The organism is Pseudomonas sp., assembly GCF_017744435.1.
In the GTDB taxonomy this organism is placed as follows: domain Bacteria; phylum Pseudomonadota; class Gammaproteobacteria; order Pseudomonadales; family Pseudomonadaceae; genus Aquipseudomonas.
In genome coordinates this window covers 55,787-72,717 of record NZ_JAGIBG010000027.1, presented here as the reverse complement: position 1 = coordinate 72,717, position 16,931 = coordinate 55,787, and the positions used below count along the sequence as shown (strand labels likewise).

Sequence of the window (16,931 nt, the reverse complement as noted above, 5' to 3'; positions counted from 1 at the left end):
TGATGGCCGGGCTTTTTTATGCCTGGGATTCTTGCATCGCCTGTACCGGCCTCTTCGCGGGCACGCCCGCTCCCACAGGGACAGCACAACATTCAAGGCCTGTGCAGTCCCTGTGGGAGCGGGCGTGCCCGCGAAGAGGCCGGTACAGGCGATGCAAGAATCCCAGGCATAAAAAAGCCCGGCCATCAGGCCGGGCAGGTACACCCAAAGGAGCTACAACAGGTGTCAGGGATGGGAATTCGTTGACCCTCAGGCCACCGCGGCCAGCTTGGCCTTGGCCTGGTTGAGGCCCTTCTCGTGGAACTCGCCACTCATGTTCAGGCCTTCGGCATGGATGAAGTCGACATCGTGAATACCGATGAAGGCCATCACCTGGCGCAGGTACGGTTCCTGGTGGTCGCTGGTGGCGCCGGCATGGATGCCGCCACGGGCAGTCAGGACAATGGCGCGCTTGCCGGTGAGCAGGCCTTGCGGGCCAGTCGGGGTGTACTTGAAGGTGATGCCGGCGCGCAGCACGTGGTCCAGCCAGGCCTTGAGGGTGCTGGGGATGGTGAAGTTGTACATCGGCGCAGCCATCACCAGTACATCGGCTGCCAGCACTTCATCGGTCAGCTCGTTGGAGCGGGCCAGGGCCTCCAGTTCGGCGGCGCTGCGCTGTTCTTCAGGCTTCATCCAGCCACCGAGCAGGTTGGCATCCAGGTGTGGCACCGGGTTAACCGCCAGGTCGCGTACGGTGATCTGGTCAGCCGGGTGCGCGGCCTGCCACTGCTGGATGAAGTCACGGGTCAGCTGACGGGAAACGGAATCCTGCTGGCGGGCGCTGCTTTCGATGATCAGTACGCGGGACATGGGGTGCCTCCATCGGCAAAAAGGGTTGCGATTCGATGGAGGTGAGATTAAGGCTTGACCTATCGATAAAAAAGCGTAAAAAGTGGGTTCAATCTATCGATTAATCCGTTTTATTGCGCTTTGCAGTCCAGCGCGATGCGCAGCTTGATGATCTGCCGATTGAAATTGGCCGTCACATCGACGCTCTTGCCAGCCGGTACGTTGACCCGACGCACCCGTGGCGCCTCGGGCCCGTTGCGGAAGGTCACCTTGCAGGCTGCCGGCACTTGCCCATAGTTGTTCAGGGTTATGGACCCGATGTTGTAGGCAGTGTCGTAGGTGGTGTAGTCCAGCTTGACCCCGGTCAGTTCCTTCTCCACGTCGATGGGGTAAGCCATGGCCCCAAGGGGCAGGCACATCAAAATTGCCGCACAACATTTCTTCATGGGGCGCTCTCCTTGAAAGAGCGCAGCTTAGGACAACAGGAGCCAAACATGAAAGCGCCGCGCGTGACCCTGGATCAATGGCGGACCCTGCAAGCAGTGGTCGACCATGGCGGGTTTGCCCAGGCCGCCGAAGCCCTGCACCGTTCGCAGTCTTCGGTCAGCTACACCGTGGCACGCATGCAGGAGCAACTGGGCGTACCGTTGCTGCGCATCGATGGCCGCAAGGCCGTGCTGACCGAGGCCGGCAACGTGCTGCTGCGCCGTTCGCGGCACCTGGTCAAGCAGGCCAGCCAGCTGGAAGACCTGGCGCACCATATGGAGCAAGGCTGGGAGGCCGAGGTACGCCTGGTGGTCGATGCCGCCTACCCCAGTGCCCGCCTGGTGCGCGCCCTGGCGGCATTCATGCCACAGAGCCGCGGTTGCCGGGTGCGCCTGCGTGAAGAGGTGCTGTCGGGCGTCGAGGAAGTGATGCACGAAGGCATCGCCGACCTTGCCATCAGCAGCTACAGCATCGGCGGCTACCTGGGCACCGAGCTGAGTTCGGTGGAGTTCGTCGCTGTTGCCCACCCGGAACACAGCCTGCACCGCCTGGGCCGGGAGATCACCTTCCAGGACCTGGAAAGCCAGCTGCAGGTGGTGATCCGCGACTCCGGCCGCGCCCAGCCACGCGATGTCGGCTGGCTCGGCGCCGAGCAGCGCTGGACGGTCGGCAGCCTGGGCACCGCCGCCACCTTCGTCGGCAGCGGCCTGGGCTTTGCCTGGTTGCCACGGCACATGATCGAGCGTGAGCTGCTCGACGGCGTACTGAAGCCATTGCCGCTCGATCAGGGTGGCAGCCGCCACCCACTGTTCTACCTTTATTCGAGCAAAGAGAAGACCCTGGGCCCGGCCACGCAGATTCTCATCGACCTGCTGCGCAATTTCGACACCGCGCCACTGGACGTGCCCTTCGCAGCCCCCCCACAAGCCTGAGAGGACCGCGCCCATGGCCTATTTCGAACATGAAGGATGCTCGCTGCATTATCAGGAATATGGCCAGGGCGAACCCTTGGTGCTGCTGCACGGCCTGGGCTCCAGCAGCCAGGACTGGGAGCTGCAGGTACCTGAGCTGAGCCGCCACTATCGGGTGATCCTCATGGACATCCGCGGCCACGGCCGCTCCGACAAGCCCCGCGACGGTTACCAGATCGCCACCTTCAGCGAAGACCTGCTGGCCCTGCTCGAGCTCCTGCAGACCGGCCCGGTGCACTTCGTCGGCCTGTCCATGGGCGGCATGGTCGGGTTCCAGTTCGCCGTGGACCACCCGCAATGGCTGCGCAGCCTGTGCATCGTCAACAGCGCCCCCGAGGTCAAGCGCCGCACCCGCAGCGACTGGCTGTGGTGGCTCAAGCGCTGGGGCCTGGCGCGCATCCTCAGCGTCCAGACGGTCGGCCAGGGCCTGGCTGCCAGGCTGTTCCCCAAGCCCGAACAGGCCGAGCTGCGCAAGAAGATGGCCGAACGCTGGGCCCGCAACGACAAGCGCGCCTACCTCAAGAGCTTCGACGCCATCGTCGACTGGGGCGTGCAGGAACGCATCGGGCAAATCCGCTGTCCCACGCTGGTGATTGCCGCCGACCACGATTACACGCCGATACACCTTAAAGAGCGCTACGTCGCCCTGATGCCCCACGCCAGGCTGGTGGTCATCGACGATTCCCGGCACGCTACACCCCTCGATCAACCCGAGGTCTTCAACCAGACCCTGCTGCAGTTCCTCGCAGCCGCTTCCACCTCTCAAGGATCATTGAGCCCATGCTGAAAAAACTCCTGCTCACCGCCTGCTCGGTCGCCTTCGCCACCAGCGTCATGGCCTCCGACAAGACCCCGCACGTTCTGCTGGACACCAGCTTCGGCCAGGTCGAAATCGAGCTCAACGCCGAGAAGGCTCCGATCAGTACCAAGAACTTCCTGCAGTACGTCGACAGCGGCTTCTACAACAACACCATCTTCCACCGGGTGATCCCGGGCTTCATGGTCCAGGGCGGCGGTTTCACTGAGCAGATGGTGCAGAAAGACACCAAGGACCCGATCAAGAACGAGGCCAGCAACGGCCTGCAGAACACCCGCGGCACCCTGTCGATGGCGCGCACCTCCAACCCGAACTCGGCCACCAGCCAGTTCTTCATCAACGTCGCCGACAACGACTTCCTCAACCCGGGCCGCGACGCCGGTTACGCCGTGTTCGGCAAAGTGACCAAGGGCATGGAAGTGGTCGACCAGATCGTCAATTCGCCCACCACCGTCAAGAAAGGCATGCGCGATGTGCCGACCGACCCGGTGTTCATCAAGTCCGCCAAACGCATCGACTGACCGCCGGTTTCACAGGGACGTGAAACCTTCCGGGGTCGGGTAGCACAGGAGTCTTGTCACCCATGCTGTACCGCCGTTTCGAGCAACTGATCGATATCTTCCGCGACGCGCCCAGCGAGTCGCCGCCCGGCCAGGTCTGGCCGTTCTATCTGTACTACCTGCGCCAGGTCTGGCCAAGCTTTCTCGCCCTGCTGGTGGTGGGCCTGTTCGCCTCGCTGATCGAGGTGGCGATGTTCAGCTACCTGAGCCGCATCATCGACCTGGCCCAGGGCACGCCTAACGCCAACTTCTTCAGCGAACACAGCGGCGAGCTGATCTGGATGCTGGTGGTGATCCTGCTGCTGCGGCCGATATTCTTCGGCCTGCACGACCTGCTGGTGCACCAGACCATCAACCCCGGCATGACCAGCCTGATCCGCTGGCAGAACCACACCTATGTGCTCAAGCAGAGCCTGAATTTCTTCCAGAGCGACTTCGCCGGGCGCATCGCCCAACGCATCATGCAGACCGGCAACTCGCTGCGCGACTCTGCCGTGCAGGCAGTGGATGCGCTGTGGCATGTGCTGATCTACGCCATCACCTCGCTGGTGCTGTTCGCCGAGGCCGACTGGCGCCTGATGCTGCCGCTGCTGGTGTGGATCGTCGGCTACATCGCCGCGCTGTACTACTTCGTGCCACGGGTGAAGGAGCGTTCGGTGATTTCCTCCGACGCCCGCTCCAAGCTGATGGGGCGGATCGTCGATGGCTACACCAACATCGCCACCCTCAAGCTGTTCGCCCACACCGACTATGAACAGCAGTACGCCCGCGAAGCGATCCGCGAACAGACCGAGAAAACCCAGCTGGCCTCGCGCGTGGTCACCAGCATGGACGTGGTCATCACTACCCTCAACGGCCTGCTGGTGGTCACTACCACGGGCCTTGCGCTGTGGCTGTGGAGCCAGTCGCTGATCACCGTCGGTGCCATCGCCCTGGCCACCGGCCTGGTGATCCGCATCGTCAACATGTCGGGCTGGATCATGTGGGTGGTCAACGGCATCTTCGAGAACATCGGCATGGTCCAGGACGGCCTGCAGACCATCGCCCAACCGGTCACCGTCACCGATAAACCCCAGGCGCCGCCCCTCAAGGTCAGCCGCGGCGCCGTGCGTTTTGACGACGTGGATTTCCACTATGGCAAGGCCGCCAACGTGATCGAAGGGCTCAACCTGGACATCCGCCCCGGCGAGAAGATCGGCCTGATCGGCCCGTCCGGCGCCGGCAAGTCGACCCTGGTCAACCTGCTGCTGCGCCTGTACGACGTGCAGGGCGGGCGCATCCTGATCGACGGCCAGGACATCGCCGAGGTCAGCCAGGCCAGCCTGCGCGCGCAGATTGGCATGATCACCCAGGACACCTCGCTGCTGCACCGTTCGATCCGCGACAACCTGTTATATGGCCGCCCCGGTGCCAGTGACGCGGCGCTGCACGAAGCCGTGCGCCGGGCAAGGGCCGACGAGTTCATTCCGCAGTTGTCGGATGCCCAGGGCCGCACCGGCTTCGATGCCCATGTCGGCGAGCGTGGCGTGAAGCTGTCGGGCGGCCAGCGCCAGCGCATCGCGATTGCCCGGGTGCTGCTGAAGAATGCACCAATCCTGATCATGGACGAAGCCACGTCGGCGCTGGACTCGGAGGTCGAAGCGGCCATTCAGGAAAGCCTGGAGACCCTGATGCAGGGCAAGACGGTGATCGCCATCGCCCACCGGCTTTCCACCATCGCCCGGATGGACCGCCTGGTGGTGCTGGACAAAGGGCGGATCGTCGAGAGTGGCAGCCACAGTGAGCTGCTGGAACAGCGGGGGCTGTATGCCCGGTTGTGGCATCACCAGACTGGGGGCTTTGTCGGAGTCGATTGAGTCCTGTTGCGGCCTCTTCGCGGGCACGCCCGCTCCCACAGGATCACCACAGCTCTCAAAATCTGTGCAGTACCTGTGGGAGCGGGCGAGCCCGCGAAGAGGCCGCAACAGGTATTGGAGATCTCACTCCTTGCGGTAAGGCAGCATCCCCTTGGCCTCCTCGGCATACCCCCGCACCCCTTCCCGCTCCTGATGCAGAAAATCCTCCACCGCCCGCCTCAACCCCGGGTGCAGCAGGTAATGCCACGACCGCGTCAGCACCGGCTCGAACCCGCGAATCAGCTTGTGCTCGCCCTGCGCCCCGGCATCGAAACGCTGCAGCCCTTCGGCAATCGCAAAGTCCATGCCCTGGTAGAAGCAGGTCTCGAAATGCAGCCGGTCGAACTCATCGAGGCAACCCCAGTAGCGGCCAAACAGGCTGTCGCCACCGACCAGGCTCAAGGCCATGGCCACATCGCGCCCGCCCTGGCGCGCCATCACCACCCGCACCGCCTCGGGCATGCGCTCGGCCAACAGACTGAAGAATTCCCGGGTCAGATAGGGGGAACGCCTGCGCACCGCATAGGTGTTGGCATAACAGAGGAAAACAAAGTCCCACTGCGCCTCGTCCAGCTCATCGCCGCGATACCAGCGAAAATCGATGCCCTGCCCGGCCACCTGCTCACGCTCCTTGCGCATCTGCTTGCGCTTGCGTGAGCTGAGGCTGTCGAGAAAGTCCTGGAAGTCGCGATAACCGTGATTACGCCAGTGGAACTGACAACCCAGCCGCCCCATCCAGCCCGGCAAACCCGCCATTTGCGCGTCCAGCTGTGGGTCGGTGAAATTGATGTGCGCCCCGGACAGCCCGGCTTTGCCCAGATACTCGGGCAACGCCTGCAGCACCAGCAGGCCATCGGCAGGGTCGGCCGCCAGCAGGCGCGGCCCGCTGACCGGGCTGAACGGCACGGCACCGAGCAGCTTGGGGTAGTAGGCGATGCCGGCGCGCTCGCAGGCATCGGCCCAGCCGTGGTCGAACACGTACTCGCCATACGAATGCCATTTGCGATAGGCCGGCAACAGCGCACGCACCTGCCCGTCGCGCTCAAGCACCAGGTGTTCGGCGGCCCAGCCGGTGTTGCGGGCGACGCTGCCGCTGTCTTCCATGGCACTGAGAAAGGCATGGCGCAGGAACGGTTGGCCAGGGGGGACCAGGGCATCCCAGGTCGCCGCTGGCAGGTCACGCAAGTGGGCAAGGCTGTAGAGACTGGTCACGTTTTCGACTCGCTGTTCAAGGCTATCAGTATCGGCCAACAGAGGCCCGTCGCTCAAATGAGCGATCGGCCCGTTTCGCCTTTCATTCTCAATTACTTAACAGCAGTGCCACTAATTAGACATTATTCTGTCATTGGCCCCCGCAATACTTGCGCCTGTTTTCCGGAACCCCAGAACCTGTCTAGTCAGGCCCTTTCCGAAGACATGCCAACATGGGGGTGGGCGCTGAGCCTCCCCAAATCTTTTAAGTAGGGAGAACCTTATGCGTCTTGTTTCTACACTTACCGGAGTGAGCCTCACCGGCATGATGCTGGCTCTGAGTACTCCGGCCAGTGCTGCCGTCGACGCCAAGCTGCTCGAAATGCTCCGCGCCAATGGCTCGATCAACCAGGCGCAGTACAACGAACTGCAGGGCGACCTGGCACAAGAAACCAAGGAAAAGGCCGACCAGAAAGCTCAGTCCGATCGTATGAGCTCTTTCGAACAAAAAGTGGCATGGGCCGCCAAGACCCAGATCAAGGGTGATGTACGCCTGCGTTACGAAGACGTCAACGTCGACAACCCGATCGCCCGCAGCCCCAACCAGGACCGCGAGCGCGTGCGTGCCCGCGTCGGCTTCTACAGCGAGATCAACCCGCAGGTTGATGCCGGCGTGCGTGTGGCCACCGGCAGCAGCGCCGATGCCCGCTCGACCAACCAGAGCCTGGACAACTACTTCGAGAAGAAGCAGCTGTGGGTCGACCTGGCCTACCTCGACTGGCACCCGACTGCCGTTCCTAACCTGCACCTGATCGGCGGCAAGATGCTGCAGCCATGGGTGAGCATGGGCGACATCATCTGGGACAGCGACATCAACCCGGAAGGCGTGGCCGTCACCTACAAGACCAACGCCGGCCCGGCCGAAGTGTTCGGCAGCATCGGCCACTACAACCTGAAGGACAACGTCGACGGCGACGGCGTGCAGTACAAGCACGACGCACAGCTGTACGCTGCCCAGCTGGGTACCAAGTTCAACGCGGCTGACACCGTCAAGGTCACCGTCGGTGCCAGTCTCTACGGCTACGACAACGACCAGGCCTCGGCACTGCTGCGCTCGCTGGGTAACACCACCGACCAGTTCAACCTGGTTGAAGGTTTCGGCCAAATCGACTTCACCGGCTTCGCCATCCCACTGTCGACTTACGGCCAGTACGTCAAGAACACCGACAGCACCGACGGCAAGGACACCGCCTGGCTGGCAGGTCTGAAATCCAAGATCGGCGCCTGGAGCCTGGACTACAACTACCGCGACGTACAGCGTAACGGCGTAGTCAGCCTGTTCACCGACTCCGACTTCGGCAACGGCTTCACCGGTTCGCGTGGTCACAAGTTCAAAGTCGGTTACGAGATCGACAAGAACTTCTCCCTCGGCGCGGCCTACATGATGGCCAAGACCGACTACTCCAACCTGCCGGACAGCAACGCCAGCGTAGACACCCTGCAGGTGGACCTGGAAGCCAAGTTCTAAGCAGCACTATCCTCTGCTTCACTCTGAGGCGGGAAATGCCGACCCCATCCGGCATTTCCCGCCTTTTTTTTGCCTGCAAATAAAGAGGGGGCCGCAAAGCGGCCCCCTCGATCTGGCATCAAACGCGGCAATCAACGCTTGCGCAGAATCACGCTACCAATCGAATAGCCTGCACCGAACGAACTCAGCACACCCAGCGACCCTTGGGCCAGATCATCCTGGTACAGGTGGAAGGCAATCACCGACCCCGCCGAACTGGTGTTGGCATAACGGTCGAGAATCACTGGTGCCTCTTCCTCGCTCACCTCACGCCCCATCAGCTTCTTGACGATCAGGTGGTTCATGCTCAGGTTGGCCTGGTGCAGCCAGAAGCGCTTGACGTCGGATGGCTGCAGGTTGTTCTCGCCCAGGTGCTTGCCAATCAGCTCGGCGACCATCGGGCAGACTTCGCGGAACACCTTGCGCCCTTCCTGCACGAACAGTTTGTCCGGCGCGCCGATCCCCTCTTCCGCCGCGCGGTTGAGGAAGCCGAAGTTGTTGCGGATGTTGTTGGAAAACGCGGTCTGCAGCTTGGTGCCCACGATGTCGAACTGGTGCGCCGAGGTGGCTTTGTCGGCACGCTCGACCAGCACCGCCGTGGCGGCGTCACCAAAGATGAAGTGGCTGTCGCGATCGCGGAAGTTCAGGTGCCCAGTACAGATTTCCGGGCTGACCACCAGCAGGGCACGGGCCTGGCCCAGCTGCACGCTGTTGGCGGCGGTCTGGATGCCGAAAGTTGCCGACGAGCAGGCTACGTTCATGTCGAAAGCGAAGCCGTCGATGCCCAGCGCCTGCTGCACTTCGATGGCGATGGCCGGGTAAGGGCGCTGCAGGTTGGAGCAGGCGACGATCACGCCATCGACATCCGCCGGGGTACGACCGGCGCGTTCCAGCGCCTGGCGCGCAGCGGCCACGCCCATTTCGCAGAGGATCGACTGCTCGTCGTTGGAACGCTCGGGCAGGCGCGGCTTCATGCGCTGCGGGTCGAGGATGCCGGCCTTGTCCATGACGAAGCGGCTCTTGATGCCCGACGCCTTTTCGATGAAGGCGGCGTCGGACAGCGGTGCCGCCTCGATTTCGCCACGCTCGATGGCGGCGGCGTTGTCCTGGTTGTACTGCTGTGACCAGGCGTTGAAGGAGGCCACCAGTTCTTCGTTGGAAATGCTCTGGGCCGGGGTATACAGGCCGGTGCCGCTGATCACGACGTTATGCACGATCGATCCTCTGCTCAAAGGCCATCGCCACGGGGCGCTGGCTGGGAATATGGCAACTTAATGGCACTTTAGTGCCAATTAAAAGACGTACGCTGACACTGTGGGAGCGGGCTGGCCCGCGAAAGGGCCGCAAAGCGGCCCTCAAATTCCCTGAAGTGTGCCACAAATCAAGGCAGTTAGCCTTCCACCTGGCTCCACTGCTTGCTCAATCTCTTGTCGGAAATCGGCATCTTGGTGCCCAACTGCTGGGCAAACAGCGATACCCGATACTCCTCCAGCAACCAGCGGTACAAGGTCAGCTGCTCATCGCGCTTGCCTTCCTGGGCATGCTTGTCGGCCCGCGCCTTGTACTGCGCCCACAGGTTGCCCAGCTCGCCGCTCCAAACGCGGTCCTTCTGCACCTGGGCGCCCAGCTTTTCCAGGCGCAGTTCCACCGCCTTGAGGTAGCGCGGCAATTCCTTGAACCACACGGCAGGGGTTTCGCGCACGAAGCCCGGATAGACCAGGTTGGCCAACTGCTGCTTGATGTCGTTCAGCGCCACCGCCTGGCTCAGGTCGATCTTGCCCTTGAAGCGCTTCTGCAAACCGTGCCACAGCTTCAGCACTTCCAGCGTCTGGCGGGCCAGGCGTTCGGCATGCTCGGCCCAGCTGCCACGCTTGCGCTCGGCCAGCCCGGCCAGGGCTGCACCGTCACGTGGCAACGTGGCTTCACCGTCGAGGATGCAGCTGTCCAGGCTGGCCAGCAGGATGTCCTCGACCAGCGCTTCGATCCGGCCCAGCTCGCGGTACAGCAGGCCCAGCTCGGTCAGCCCCGGCAGCTTGCCACGCAGGAACTTGGCAGGCTCCGCCAACTGCTGCAGCAGCAGGCGCTGCAAGGCGCGACGGTGCTGGAACTCGGCTTCGGCCTGGGTCGAGAAACGCCCTTCGCGCACGGTGCCGTTTTCTTCCACCAGCGCCGGGTACACGGTCATCGACAGGCCGGCGATCTTCTGCTGGGCGGTCTGCTTGACCTCGCTGAAGGCCTTGGCCTGCACCGGCTGCTCGCTCTTCTCGGTACGCGGCACGGCCAACGCCGCCTGGCTGGCGGCAGCAAAGCGCGCGGTCAGCTCGGCCAGGTCGCGGCCTTCGCCGAGGAACTTGCCCTGGCCATCGACCACTTCGATGTTCATGCGCAGGTGGCCTTCGACCAGGTTGACCGACTCGGCCCAGGCCTCATCGGAAACCCGCGCGCCGGTCATGCGCAGCAACTCCTGGCCCAGAGCCTGGGGCAGCGCGCCATGGCCGAAGGTCATGCGCGCCAGGGAGGCCTTGACGAAGTCCGGCACCGGCACGAAGTTCTTGCGCAGCGCCTTGGGCAGGTTGCGTACCAGCGCCACGCACTTGGCTTCAAGCAGGCCCGGCACCAGCCACTCCAGGCGCTCGCCCGGCAGGCTCGGTAGCAGCGGTGCTGGCACCCGTACCGTCACGCCGTCACGCGGGTGGCCAGGCTCGAAATGGTAGGTCAGCGGCAGGCGCAGTTCACCCACCTGCATGCTGTCCGGGTACTGCGCGGCGGTGACCTCGCTGGCCTCGCGGGCCAATACGTCTTCCTCGCGCATGATCAGCAGGTTCGGGTCCTTCTGGCTGGTCATGCGATACCAGGCATCGAAGGTCGCGGTCTGATGGATCTCCGCCGGCAAGCGTGCTTCGTAGAAGGCGTACAGGGTTTCTTCATCGGCGAGAATGTCGCGCCGACGGGCCTTGGCCTCCAGTTCGTCGAGCTCTTCGAGCAGCCGCTTGTTCGCGGCCAGGCACTTGGCCTTCGACTGGATCTCACCACCGACCAGGCCCTCACGAATGAACAGCTCGCGCGAGGTGACCGGGTCGATCGGGCCAAAGTGCACCGGACGGCGGCCGACCAGTATCAGGCCGTACAAGGTGATCTGCTCATAGGCCACCACCTGCCCGCGCTTCTTCTCCCAGTGCGGCTCGAAGTGGTTCTTCTTGATCAGGTGGGTCGCCAGCGGCTCGATCCAGTCAGGCTCGATCTTGGCGACCATGCGCGCATACAGTTTGGTGGTTTCCACCAGTTCGGCGGCCATCACCCACTGCGGGCGCTTGCGGCCAATGCCCGAAGACGGATGCACCCAGAAGCGCCGCTGACGGGCACCCTGGTAATCGCCTTCTTCGGTCTTCTGGCCAATCTGGCTGAGCAGGCCGCTGAGGATCGCCTTGTGCACCTTCTGATAGTCAGAAGGCTCTTTGTTGACCGTCAGTTGCAGCTCGCGGCAGATCAGCGACAACTGGCGATGGGCATCGCGCCATTCGCGCAGGCGCAGGTAGTTCAGGAAGTTCTTGCGGCACCAATTGCGCAGCGGGCTGGCCGTCAGCGCCTGGCGCTGCTCTTCGAAGCCACGCCACAGATTGACCAGCGCGGCGAAGTCGGTATCGGCGTCCTTCCACTGTGCATGGGCCTGGTCGGCGGCCTGCTGGCGCTCTGGCGGGCGCTCGCGTGGGTCCTGCACCGACAGCGCACTGGTGACGATCAGCACCTCCTGCAGGCTGCCCTGGCGGGCGCCCTCCAGCAGCATGCGACCCAGCCGCGGGTCGATCGGCAGGCGCGCCAGCTGGCGGCCGATCGGCGTCAGCTGGTTCTCGCGGTTGACCGCCGAGAGTTCCTGCAACAGGTTGAAACCGTCGCTGATGGCCTTGCCATCCGGCGGTTCGATGAACGGGAAGGCGTCGATCGAGCCCAGGCGCAGATGCAGCATCTGCAGGATCACCGCCGCCAGGTTGGTGCGCAGGATCTCGGGGTCGGTGAAGGCCGGGCGACCGTTGAAGTCTTCTTCGCTGTACAGCCGAATGCAGATACCCGGCTCGACCCGGCCGCAGCGGCCCTTGCGCTGGTTGGCACTAGCCTGGGACACGGCTTCGATCGGCAGGCGCTGGACCTTGGCGCGGTAGCTGTAGCGGCTGATACGCGCGGTACCGGTGTCGATCACATAACGGATGCCCGGCACGGTCAGCGAGGTTTCCGCGACGTTGGTGGCGAGCACTACGCGGCGCCCGGTGTGTGACTGGAAGATGCGCTGCTGCTCGGCTGGCGACAGGCGCGCATACAGCGGCAGGATTTCGGTGTGGCGCAATTGCGCCTTGCGCAGGATCTCCGCGGCATCGCGGATTTCCCGCTCGCCCGGGAGGAACACCAGCACATCGCCAGGGCCTTTGCCCACGCTGCGCTCGTGCTGGGCGATCTCGTCGAGGGAGGCGAGAATCGCCTGGTCGACGGTCAGGTCATCCTCGACCTGGTTACCCTCCTCGTCCTGCTCGCTGGTCAGCGGGCGGTACCAGGTTTCCACCGGGAAGGTACGGCCGGACACCTCGATGATCGGCGCATTGTCGAAATGCTTGGAAAAGCGCTCCAGGTCGATGGTCGCCGAGGTGATGATCAGCTTCAGGTCCGGACGGCGGTGCAGCAGAGTCTTCAGGTAGCCGAGCAGGAAATCGATGTTCAGGCTGCGCTCGTGGGCTTCGTCGACGATGATCGTGTCGTAGCGTTCGAGGAAACGGTCGTGCTGGGTTTCGGCCAGCAGGATGCCGTCGGTCATCAGCTTGACCAGGGTGTTGGCATCGCTCTGGTCTTCGAAACGCACCTGGTAGCCGACCAGCCCGCCCAGCGGCGTGCCGAGTTCTTCGGCAACCCGGGCGGCGACGCTGCGGGCGGCGATTCGCCGTGGCTGGGTATGGGCGATCAGGCCATGGCTGCCGCGGCCCAGTTCCAGGCAGATCTTCGGCAACTGGGTGGTCTTGCCCGAACCGGTTTCGCCGGCGATCACCAGTACCTGGTTTTCGGCCAGGGCTTTCTTGATCTCGTCGCGCTTGGCGGCGATCGGCAGGCTGTCGTCGTAGCGGATCTGCGGCACGCTGTTCTGGCGTGCGGTGACCTGGGCACAGGATGCCTGGACCTTTTCCACCCACTGCGCCAGCTTGGCCTCGTCGGGGCGCTTGCGCAGCTCATGCAGTTGCCGGCGCAGGCGATGGCGCTCGGCGATCATGGCGTGGTCGAGGTTTTGCAGCAGTTTGTCGATGGCTTGGTCAGTCATGGGGCTTTTTAGTGATGCAGGTGGGCCTGCTTTTTCATGATCGGCATGCGGAAAGTCGGGCGATTGTCGCAGATTTGCCGGTTCTCTGCTGCCTGTACCGGCCTCTTCGCGGGCAAGCCCGCTCCCACAGGATCGCGTGATGGCTGATCCCTGCAATGTCCCTGTGGGAGCGGGCTTGCCCGCGAAGAGGCCAGCACAATGTTTAGCCAGGAGCGATGTGAACGTTGCCATTCACTGCTTTAATCAACCTTACGCCGCATGTGAGTATCAAAGGCATGACTCCCGTCCAGACCATCGCCCCACCGTCGTCCCGCCCTTCGCTAGCGAAGGCCCGGTCCCGCGCCGGTGAAAATCCGCTGGTCCACATCATTCTCGCCTTCTGGGCCCTGTGGCATTGCCGCCACGCACGCCCACCGGATGCTTCGCTCACGCCTTTGTGACCAAACCCGGCCGCCGTACGGCCATTTGTCTCATCTGGACCGCGCCTGCGCGCCGGTTCTGTGCGCCTGTGAGCGAATCCATCATGCACTTTGCACCTGTAGAGCACGCCAGCCGTTTCCTGGCAGAAAACCCTGATATCGAACTGTTCGAGCTGTTCATCCTCGACGCCAATGGTGTACCGCGCGGCAAGCTGCTGCATCGTGAGGAACTGCTGGCGGTCTACCAGAGCGGCCGCCCGCTACCCAGCACCATCCTCGGCCTGACACTCAATGGCGACGACGTGGAAAACTCCGGCCTGGTCTGGGATGTCGGCGATATCGACTGCCGCGCCTACCCACTGGAAGGCAGCCTGGTGCGCCTGCCTTGGCGCCGCGTGCCAACGGCCGCCGTGCAGGTCAGCATGCACCCGAGCGAAGGCCTGCCAGCCAGTGTCGCCGACCCGCGCCATGTATTGCTGCGCACCATCGAAGCGCTCAAGGCTGACGGTTACCACCCGGTCATGGCCTGCGAGCTGGAGTTCTACCTGCTCGACCAGCAGCGCGACGCCCAGGGCCGCCCGCAACCGGCGCTGGACAACGACGGTGGCCGGCCACGCACAACCCAGGTCTACGGCCTGCGCGAACTGGAACAGATCGAACCCTTCCTCGCCGACCTTTATGCCGCCTGCAAGGCCCAAGGCATTCCGGCGCGCACGGCGATCTCGGAATATGCCCCGGGCCAGGTGGAAATCACCCTGGAGCATGGCGATGCCCTGGAGGCAATGGACCAGGCCGTGCGCTACAAGCGCCTGGTCAAGGGCGTGGCCCATGCCCACGGCATGCAGGCTTGCTTCATGGCCAAGCCGTTCGCGCAACTGGCCGGCACCGGCATGCATATGCACCTGAGCCTGGCCGACAGCGCCGGCAACAACCTGTTCGCCAGCGAAGACAAAGCCGGCACCCCGCTGCTGCGCCAGGCGGTGGCCGGCATGCTCCGTCACCTGCGTGACTCGCTGTTGCTGTTCTGCCCCAACGCCAACTCGTTCCGCCGCTTCCAGGCCAACAGCTATGCCCCGTTGGCGCCGACCTGGGGTGTCGACAACCGCACCGTCAGCCTGCGCGTGCCCGGCGGCCCGGCCAACAGCCGGCATGTCGAGCACCGCATCTGTGGCGCCGATGCCAACCCGTACCTGGCTGCCGCTGCCATTCTGGCCGCCAGCCATCGCGGCATCCGCGAGCAGCTGGACCCAGGTGCGCCGGTCGAAGGCAACGGCTATGCCCAGGCCACCGAGCACCTGCCCACCGACTGGCTGACCGCACTCGATGCGCTGGAGCGCTCGCACTGGGCGCGGGAAGCGCTCGGCGAGGCGTTCCTCGGCGTCTACCTGAAGGTCAAGCGCGCCGAGTACCGCCAGTTCATGGCCGAAGTCAGTGAACAGGACTGGCGCTGGTACCTGCACCAGGCCTGAGCCTTACCCTATTCAGAACAAGGAACACCCATGAACGCAGCATTGAACAACGGCCCGGCCCAGCGCGCGCCGTCCTATTACAGCGCCACGCTGAACGACCACACCGAGTACCCGCAGCTCAAGGGCACGGTGCAGGTCGACGTGGCGATCATCGGCGGTGGTTTCACCGGCGTGGCCACTGCGGTGGAGCTGGCCGAGCGCGGCCTGAAGGTGGCGATCGTCGAGACCAACCGTATCGGCTGGGGTGCCAGCGGACGCAACGGCGGCCAGGTCACCGGCAGCCTGTCGGGTGACGAGGCCATGCGCACGCAGATGCGCAACCATCTGGGCGCCGAGGTCGACGATTTCATCTGGCACCTGCGCTGGCGTGGGCACCAGGTGATCGAGCAGCGGGTCGCGCGCTACGGCATCGACTGCGACCTCAAGCGCGGCCACCTGCACGCGGCGATGAAACCTTCGCACATGGAGGAGCTGCGCAGCTTTCAGGCCGAAGCCGAACGCCGTGGCATGGGCGACCAGGTGCAGTTGCTCGACCGCAACGGTGTCGCCAAGCACCTGCAGAGCCCGCTGTACCTGGGCGCACTGAAGAACCTGCGCAACCTGCACCTGCACCCGCTCAACCTGTGCCTGGGCGAAGCCCGCGCCGCCCACAGCCTGGGCGCGCTGATCTTCGAGAACTCCGAAGTGCTGGACATCGTCCACGGCCCGCGCCCGGCGGTCGTCACCGCCCACGGTCGGGTCGAAGCACGCCAGGTGATGCTCGCCGGTGACGTCTACCACAAGCTGGAAAAGCGCCAGCTCAAGGGCAAGATCTTCCCGGCCATGGGCGGCATCGTCACCACTGCCCCGCTGGGCGATCTGGCGGAGCAGATCAACCCGCAGGACCTGGCGGTGTACGACTGCCGCTTCGTCCTCGACTACTACCGCCTGACGGCCGACAAGCGCTTGCTGTTCGGCGGCGGCGCCAACTACTCGGGCAAGGATTCGCGTGATATCGAAGGCGAGCTGCGCCCGTGCATCGAGCGCACCTTCCCGGCGCTCAAGGGCGTGCCGATCGAGTTTCAGTGGAGCTGTGCGATGGGCATCGTGGTCAACCGCATCCCGCAACTGGGCAAGCTGTCGGACAACGTGTGGTACTGCCAGGGCTATTCCGGGCACGGCATCGCCACCAGCCACATCATGGGCGAGATCATGGCCGAGGCACTGACCGGAACGCTGGAGAAGTTCGACACCTTCGCGCAGTGCAAGCACGTGCGAGTGCCGATGGGCGACTTGCTGGGCAATCCGCTGCTGGCGGCGGGGATGTGGTACTACCAGATGCTTGAGAAACTGCGCTGATAGCATTGGCCTTTGTGGGAGCGGCCTTGCGTAGCGAAAGGGCCGCAGAGCGGCCCCAGTAACTCAGCGGTGACGCTGAAATTGTCGGGGCCGC

12 protein-coding genes are annotated in these 16,931 nt (G+C 63.9%); 7 read left to right on the top strand and 5 right to left on the bottom strand.

From position 1 onward, the window contains the following. Nucleotides 1-249: 249 nt before the first annotated feature. Both J7573_RS18095 and J7573_RS18090 read right to left on the bottom strand, forming a co-directional pair. Entirely contained in the window at nt 250-849 is a 600-nt protein-coding gene (locus J7573_RS18095; protein WP_110636946.1) for an FMN-dependent NADH-azoreductase, read from the bottom strand. Nucleotides 850-959: 110 nt separating this feature from the next. After that, entirely contained in the window at nt 960-1,274 is a 315-nt protein-coding gene (locus J7573_RS18090) for a 3-phosphoglycerate kinase (protein ID WP_294338217.1), read from the bottom strand. Between the two features lie 48 nt (nt 1,275-1,322). On the opposite strand from J7573_RS18090, the gene J7573_RS18085 reads away from it, so the two are divergent. The 4 genes from J7573_RS18085 (at nt 1,323) to J7573_RS18070 (ending at nt 5,518) form a co-directional block, all read left to right on the top strand. Beyond that, on the top strand, nt 1,323-2,246 hold the full coding sequence (locus J7573_RS18085) for a LysR family transcriptional regulator (protein WP_159411623.1): 924 nt from the start codon (nt 1,323-1,325) through the stop codon (nt 2,244-2,246). A gap of 13 nt (nt 2,247-2,259) precedes the next feature. Beyond that, on the top strand, nt 2,260-3,072 hold the full coding sequence (locus J7573_RS18080; RefSeq protein ID WP_294338210.1) for an alpha/beta hydrolase: 813 nt from the start codon (nt 2,260-2,262) through the stop codon (nt 3,070-3,072). Next, complete coding sequence (locus J7573_RS18075) at nt 3,066-3,623, top strand: peptidylprolyl isomerase (protein WP_294338208.1); 558 nt, start codon at nt 3,066-3,068, stop codon at nt 3,621-3,623. Before J7573_RS18080 ends, J7573_RS18075 begins: the two co-directional genes overlap by 7 nt. A 62-nt stretch (nt 3,624-3,685) precedes the next feature. Further along, a complete protein-coding gene (locus J7573_RS18070; protein WP_294338205.1) occupies nt 3,686-5,518 on the top strand; it encodes an ABC transporter ATP-binding protein in 1,833 nt (610 codons plus the stop codon). A gap of 123 nt (nt 5,519-5,641) precedes the next feature. Here J7573_RS18070 and J7573_RS18065 read toward each other — a convergent pair whose 3' ends face one another. After that, nucleotides 5,642-6,769: a GNAT family N-acetyltransferase gene (locus J7573_RS18065; protein WP_294338202.1), complete on the bottom strand. Its 1,128-nt coding sequence runs from the start codon at nt 6,767-6,769 to the stop codon at nt 5,642-5,644. A gap of 262 nt (nt 6,770-7,031) precedes the next feature. Here J7573_RS18065 and J7573_RS18060 point away from each other — a divergent pair, with 262 nt between their 5' ends. Beyond that, entirely contained in the window at nt 7,032-8,276 is a 1,245-nt protein-coding gene (locus tag J7573_RS18060; protein ID WP_294338201.1) for a putative porin, read from the top strand. 131 nt (nt 8,277-8,407) lie between these two features. On the opposite strand, the gene J7573_RS18055 is transcribed toward J7573_RS18060, so the two are convergent. Then, nucleotides 8,408-9,529, bottom strand: a complete 1,122-nt coding sequence (locus J7573_RS18055; RefSeq protein ID WP_294338198.1) for a beta-ketoacyl-ACP synthase III — start codon at nt 9,527-9,529, stop codon at nt 8,408-8,410. A gap of 176 nt (nt 9,530-9,705) precedes the next feature. Beyond that, nucleotides 9,706-13,611 (bottom strand): ATP-dependent RNA helicase HrpA, encoded by a 3,906-nt coding sequence (gene hrpA / locus J7573_RS18050; RefSeq protein WP_294338196.1) that lies wholly within the window; start codon nt 13,609-13,611, stop codon nt 9,706-9,708. Between the two features lie 523 nt (nt 13,612-14,134). Between hrpA and J7573_RS18045 the strand changes: the two genes are divergently transcribed. Further along, complete coding sequence (locus J7573_RS18045) at nt 14,135-15,499, top strand: glutamine synthetase family protein (protein WP_110637263.1); 1,365 nt, start codon at nt 14,135-14,137, stop codon at nt 15,497-15,499. Between the two features lie 30 nt (nt 15,500-15,529). Beyond that, nucleotides 15,530-16,837: an FAD-binding oxidoreductase gene (locus J7573_RS18040; protein WP_294338193.1), complete on the top strand. Its 1,308-nt coding sequence runs from the start codon at nt 15,530-15,532 to the stop codon at nt 16,835-16,837. Nucleotides 16,838-16,931 lie beyond the last annotated feature (94 nt).

What these genes read in the sequence shown, in the direction of transcription:
- J7573_RS18095 (WP_110636946.1), bottom strand. Translation starts at nt 849, where the DNA reads ATGTCCCGCGTACTGATCATCGAAAGCAGCGCCCGCCAGCAGGATTCC.
- J7573_RS18090 (WP_294338217.1), bottom strand. Translation starts at nt 1,274, where the DNA reads ATGAAGAAATGTTGTGCGGCAATTTTGATGTGCCTGCCCCTTGGGGCC.
- J7573_RS18085 (WP_159411623.1), top strand. Translation starts at nt 1,323, where the DNA reads ATGAAAGCGCCGCGCGTGACCCTGGATCAATGGCGGACCCTGCAAGCA.
- J7573_RS18080 (WP_294338210.1), top strand. Translation starts at nt 2,260, where the DNA reads ATGGCCTATTTCGAACATGAAGGATGCTCGCTGCATTATCAGGAATAT.
- J7573_RS18075 (WP_294338208.1), top strand. Translation starts at nt 3,066, where the DNA reads ATGCTGAAAAAACTCCTGCTCACCGCCTGCTCGGTCGCCTTCGCCACC.
- J7573_RS18070 (WP_294338205.1), top strand. Translation starts at nt 3,686, where the DNA reads ATGCTGTACCGCCGTTTCGAGCAACTGATCGATATCTTCCGCGACGCG.
- J7573_RS18060 (WP_294338201.1), top strand. Translation starts at nt 7,032, where the DNA reads ATGCGTCTTGTTTCTACACTTACCGGAGTGAGCCTCACCGGCATGATG.
- hrpA (WP_294338196.1), bottom strand. Translation starts at nt 13,611, where the DNA reads ATGACTGACCAAGCCATCGACAAACTGCTGCAAAACCTCGACCACGCC.
- J7573_RS18045 (WP_110637263.1), top strand. Translation starts at nt 14,135, where the DNA reads ATGCACTTTGCACCTGTAGAGCACGCCAGCCGTTTCCTGGCAGAAAAC.
- J7573_RS18040 (WP_294338193.1), top strand. Translation starts at nt 15,530, where the DNA reads ATGAACGCAGCATTGAACAACGGCCCGGCCCAGCGCGCGCCGTCCTAT.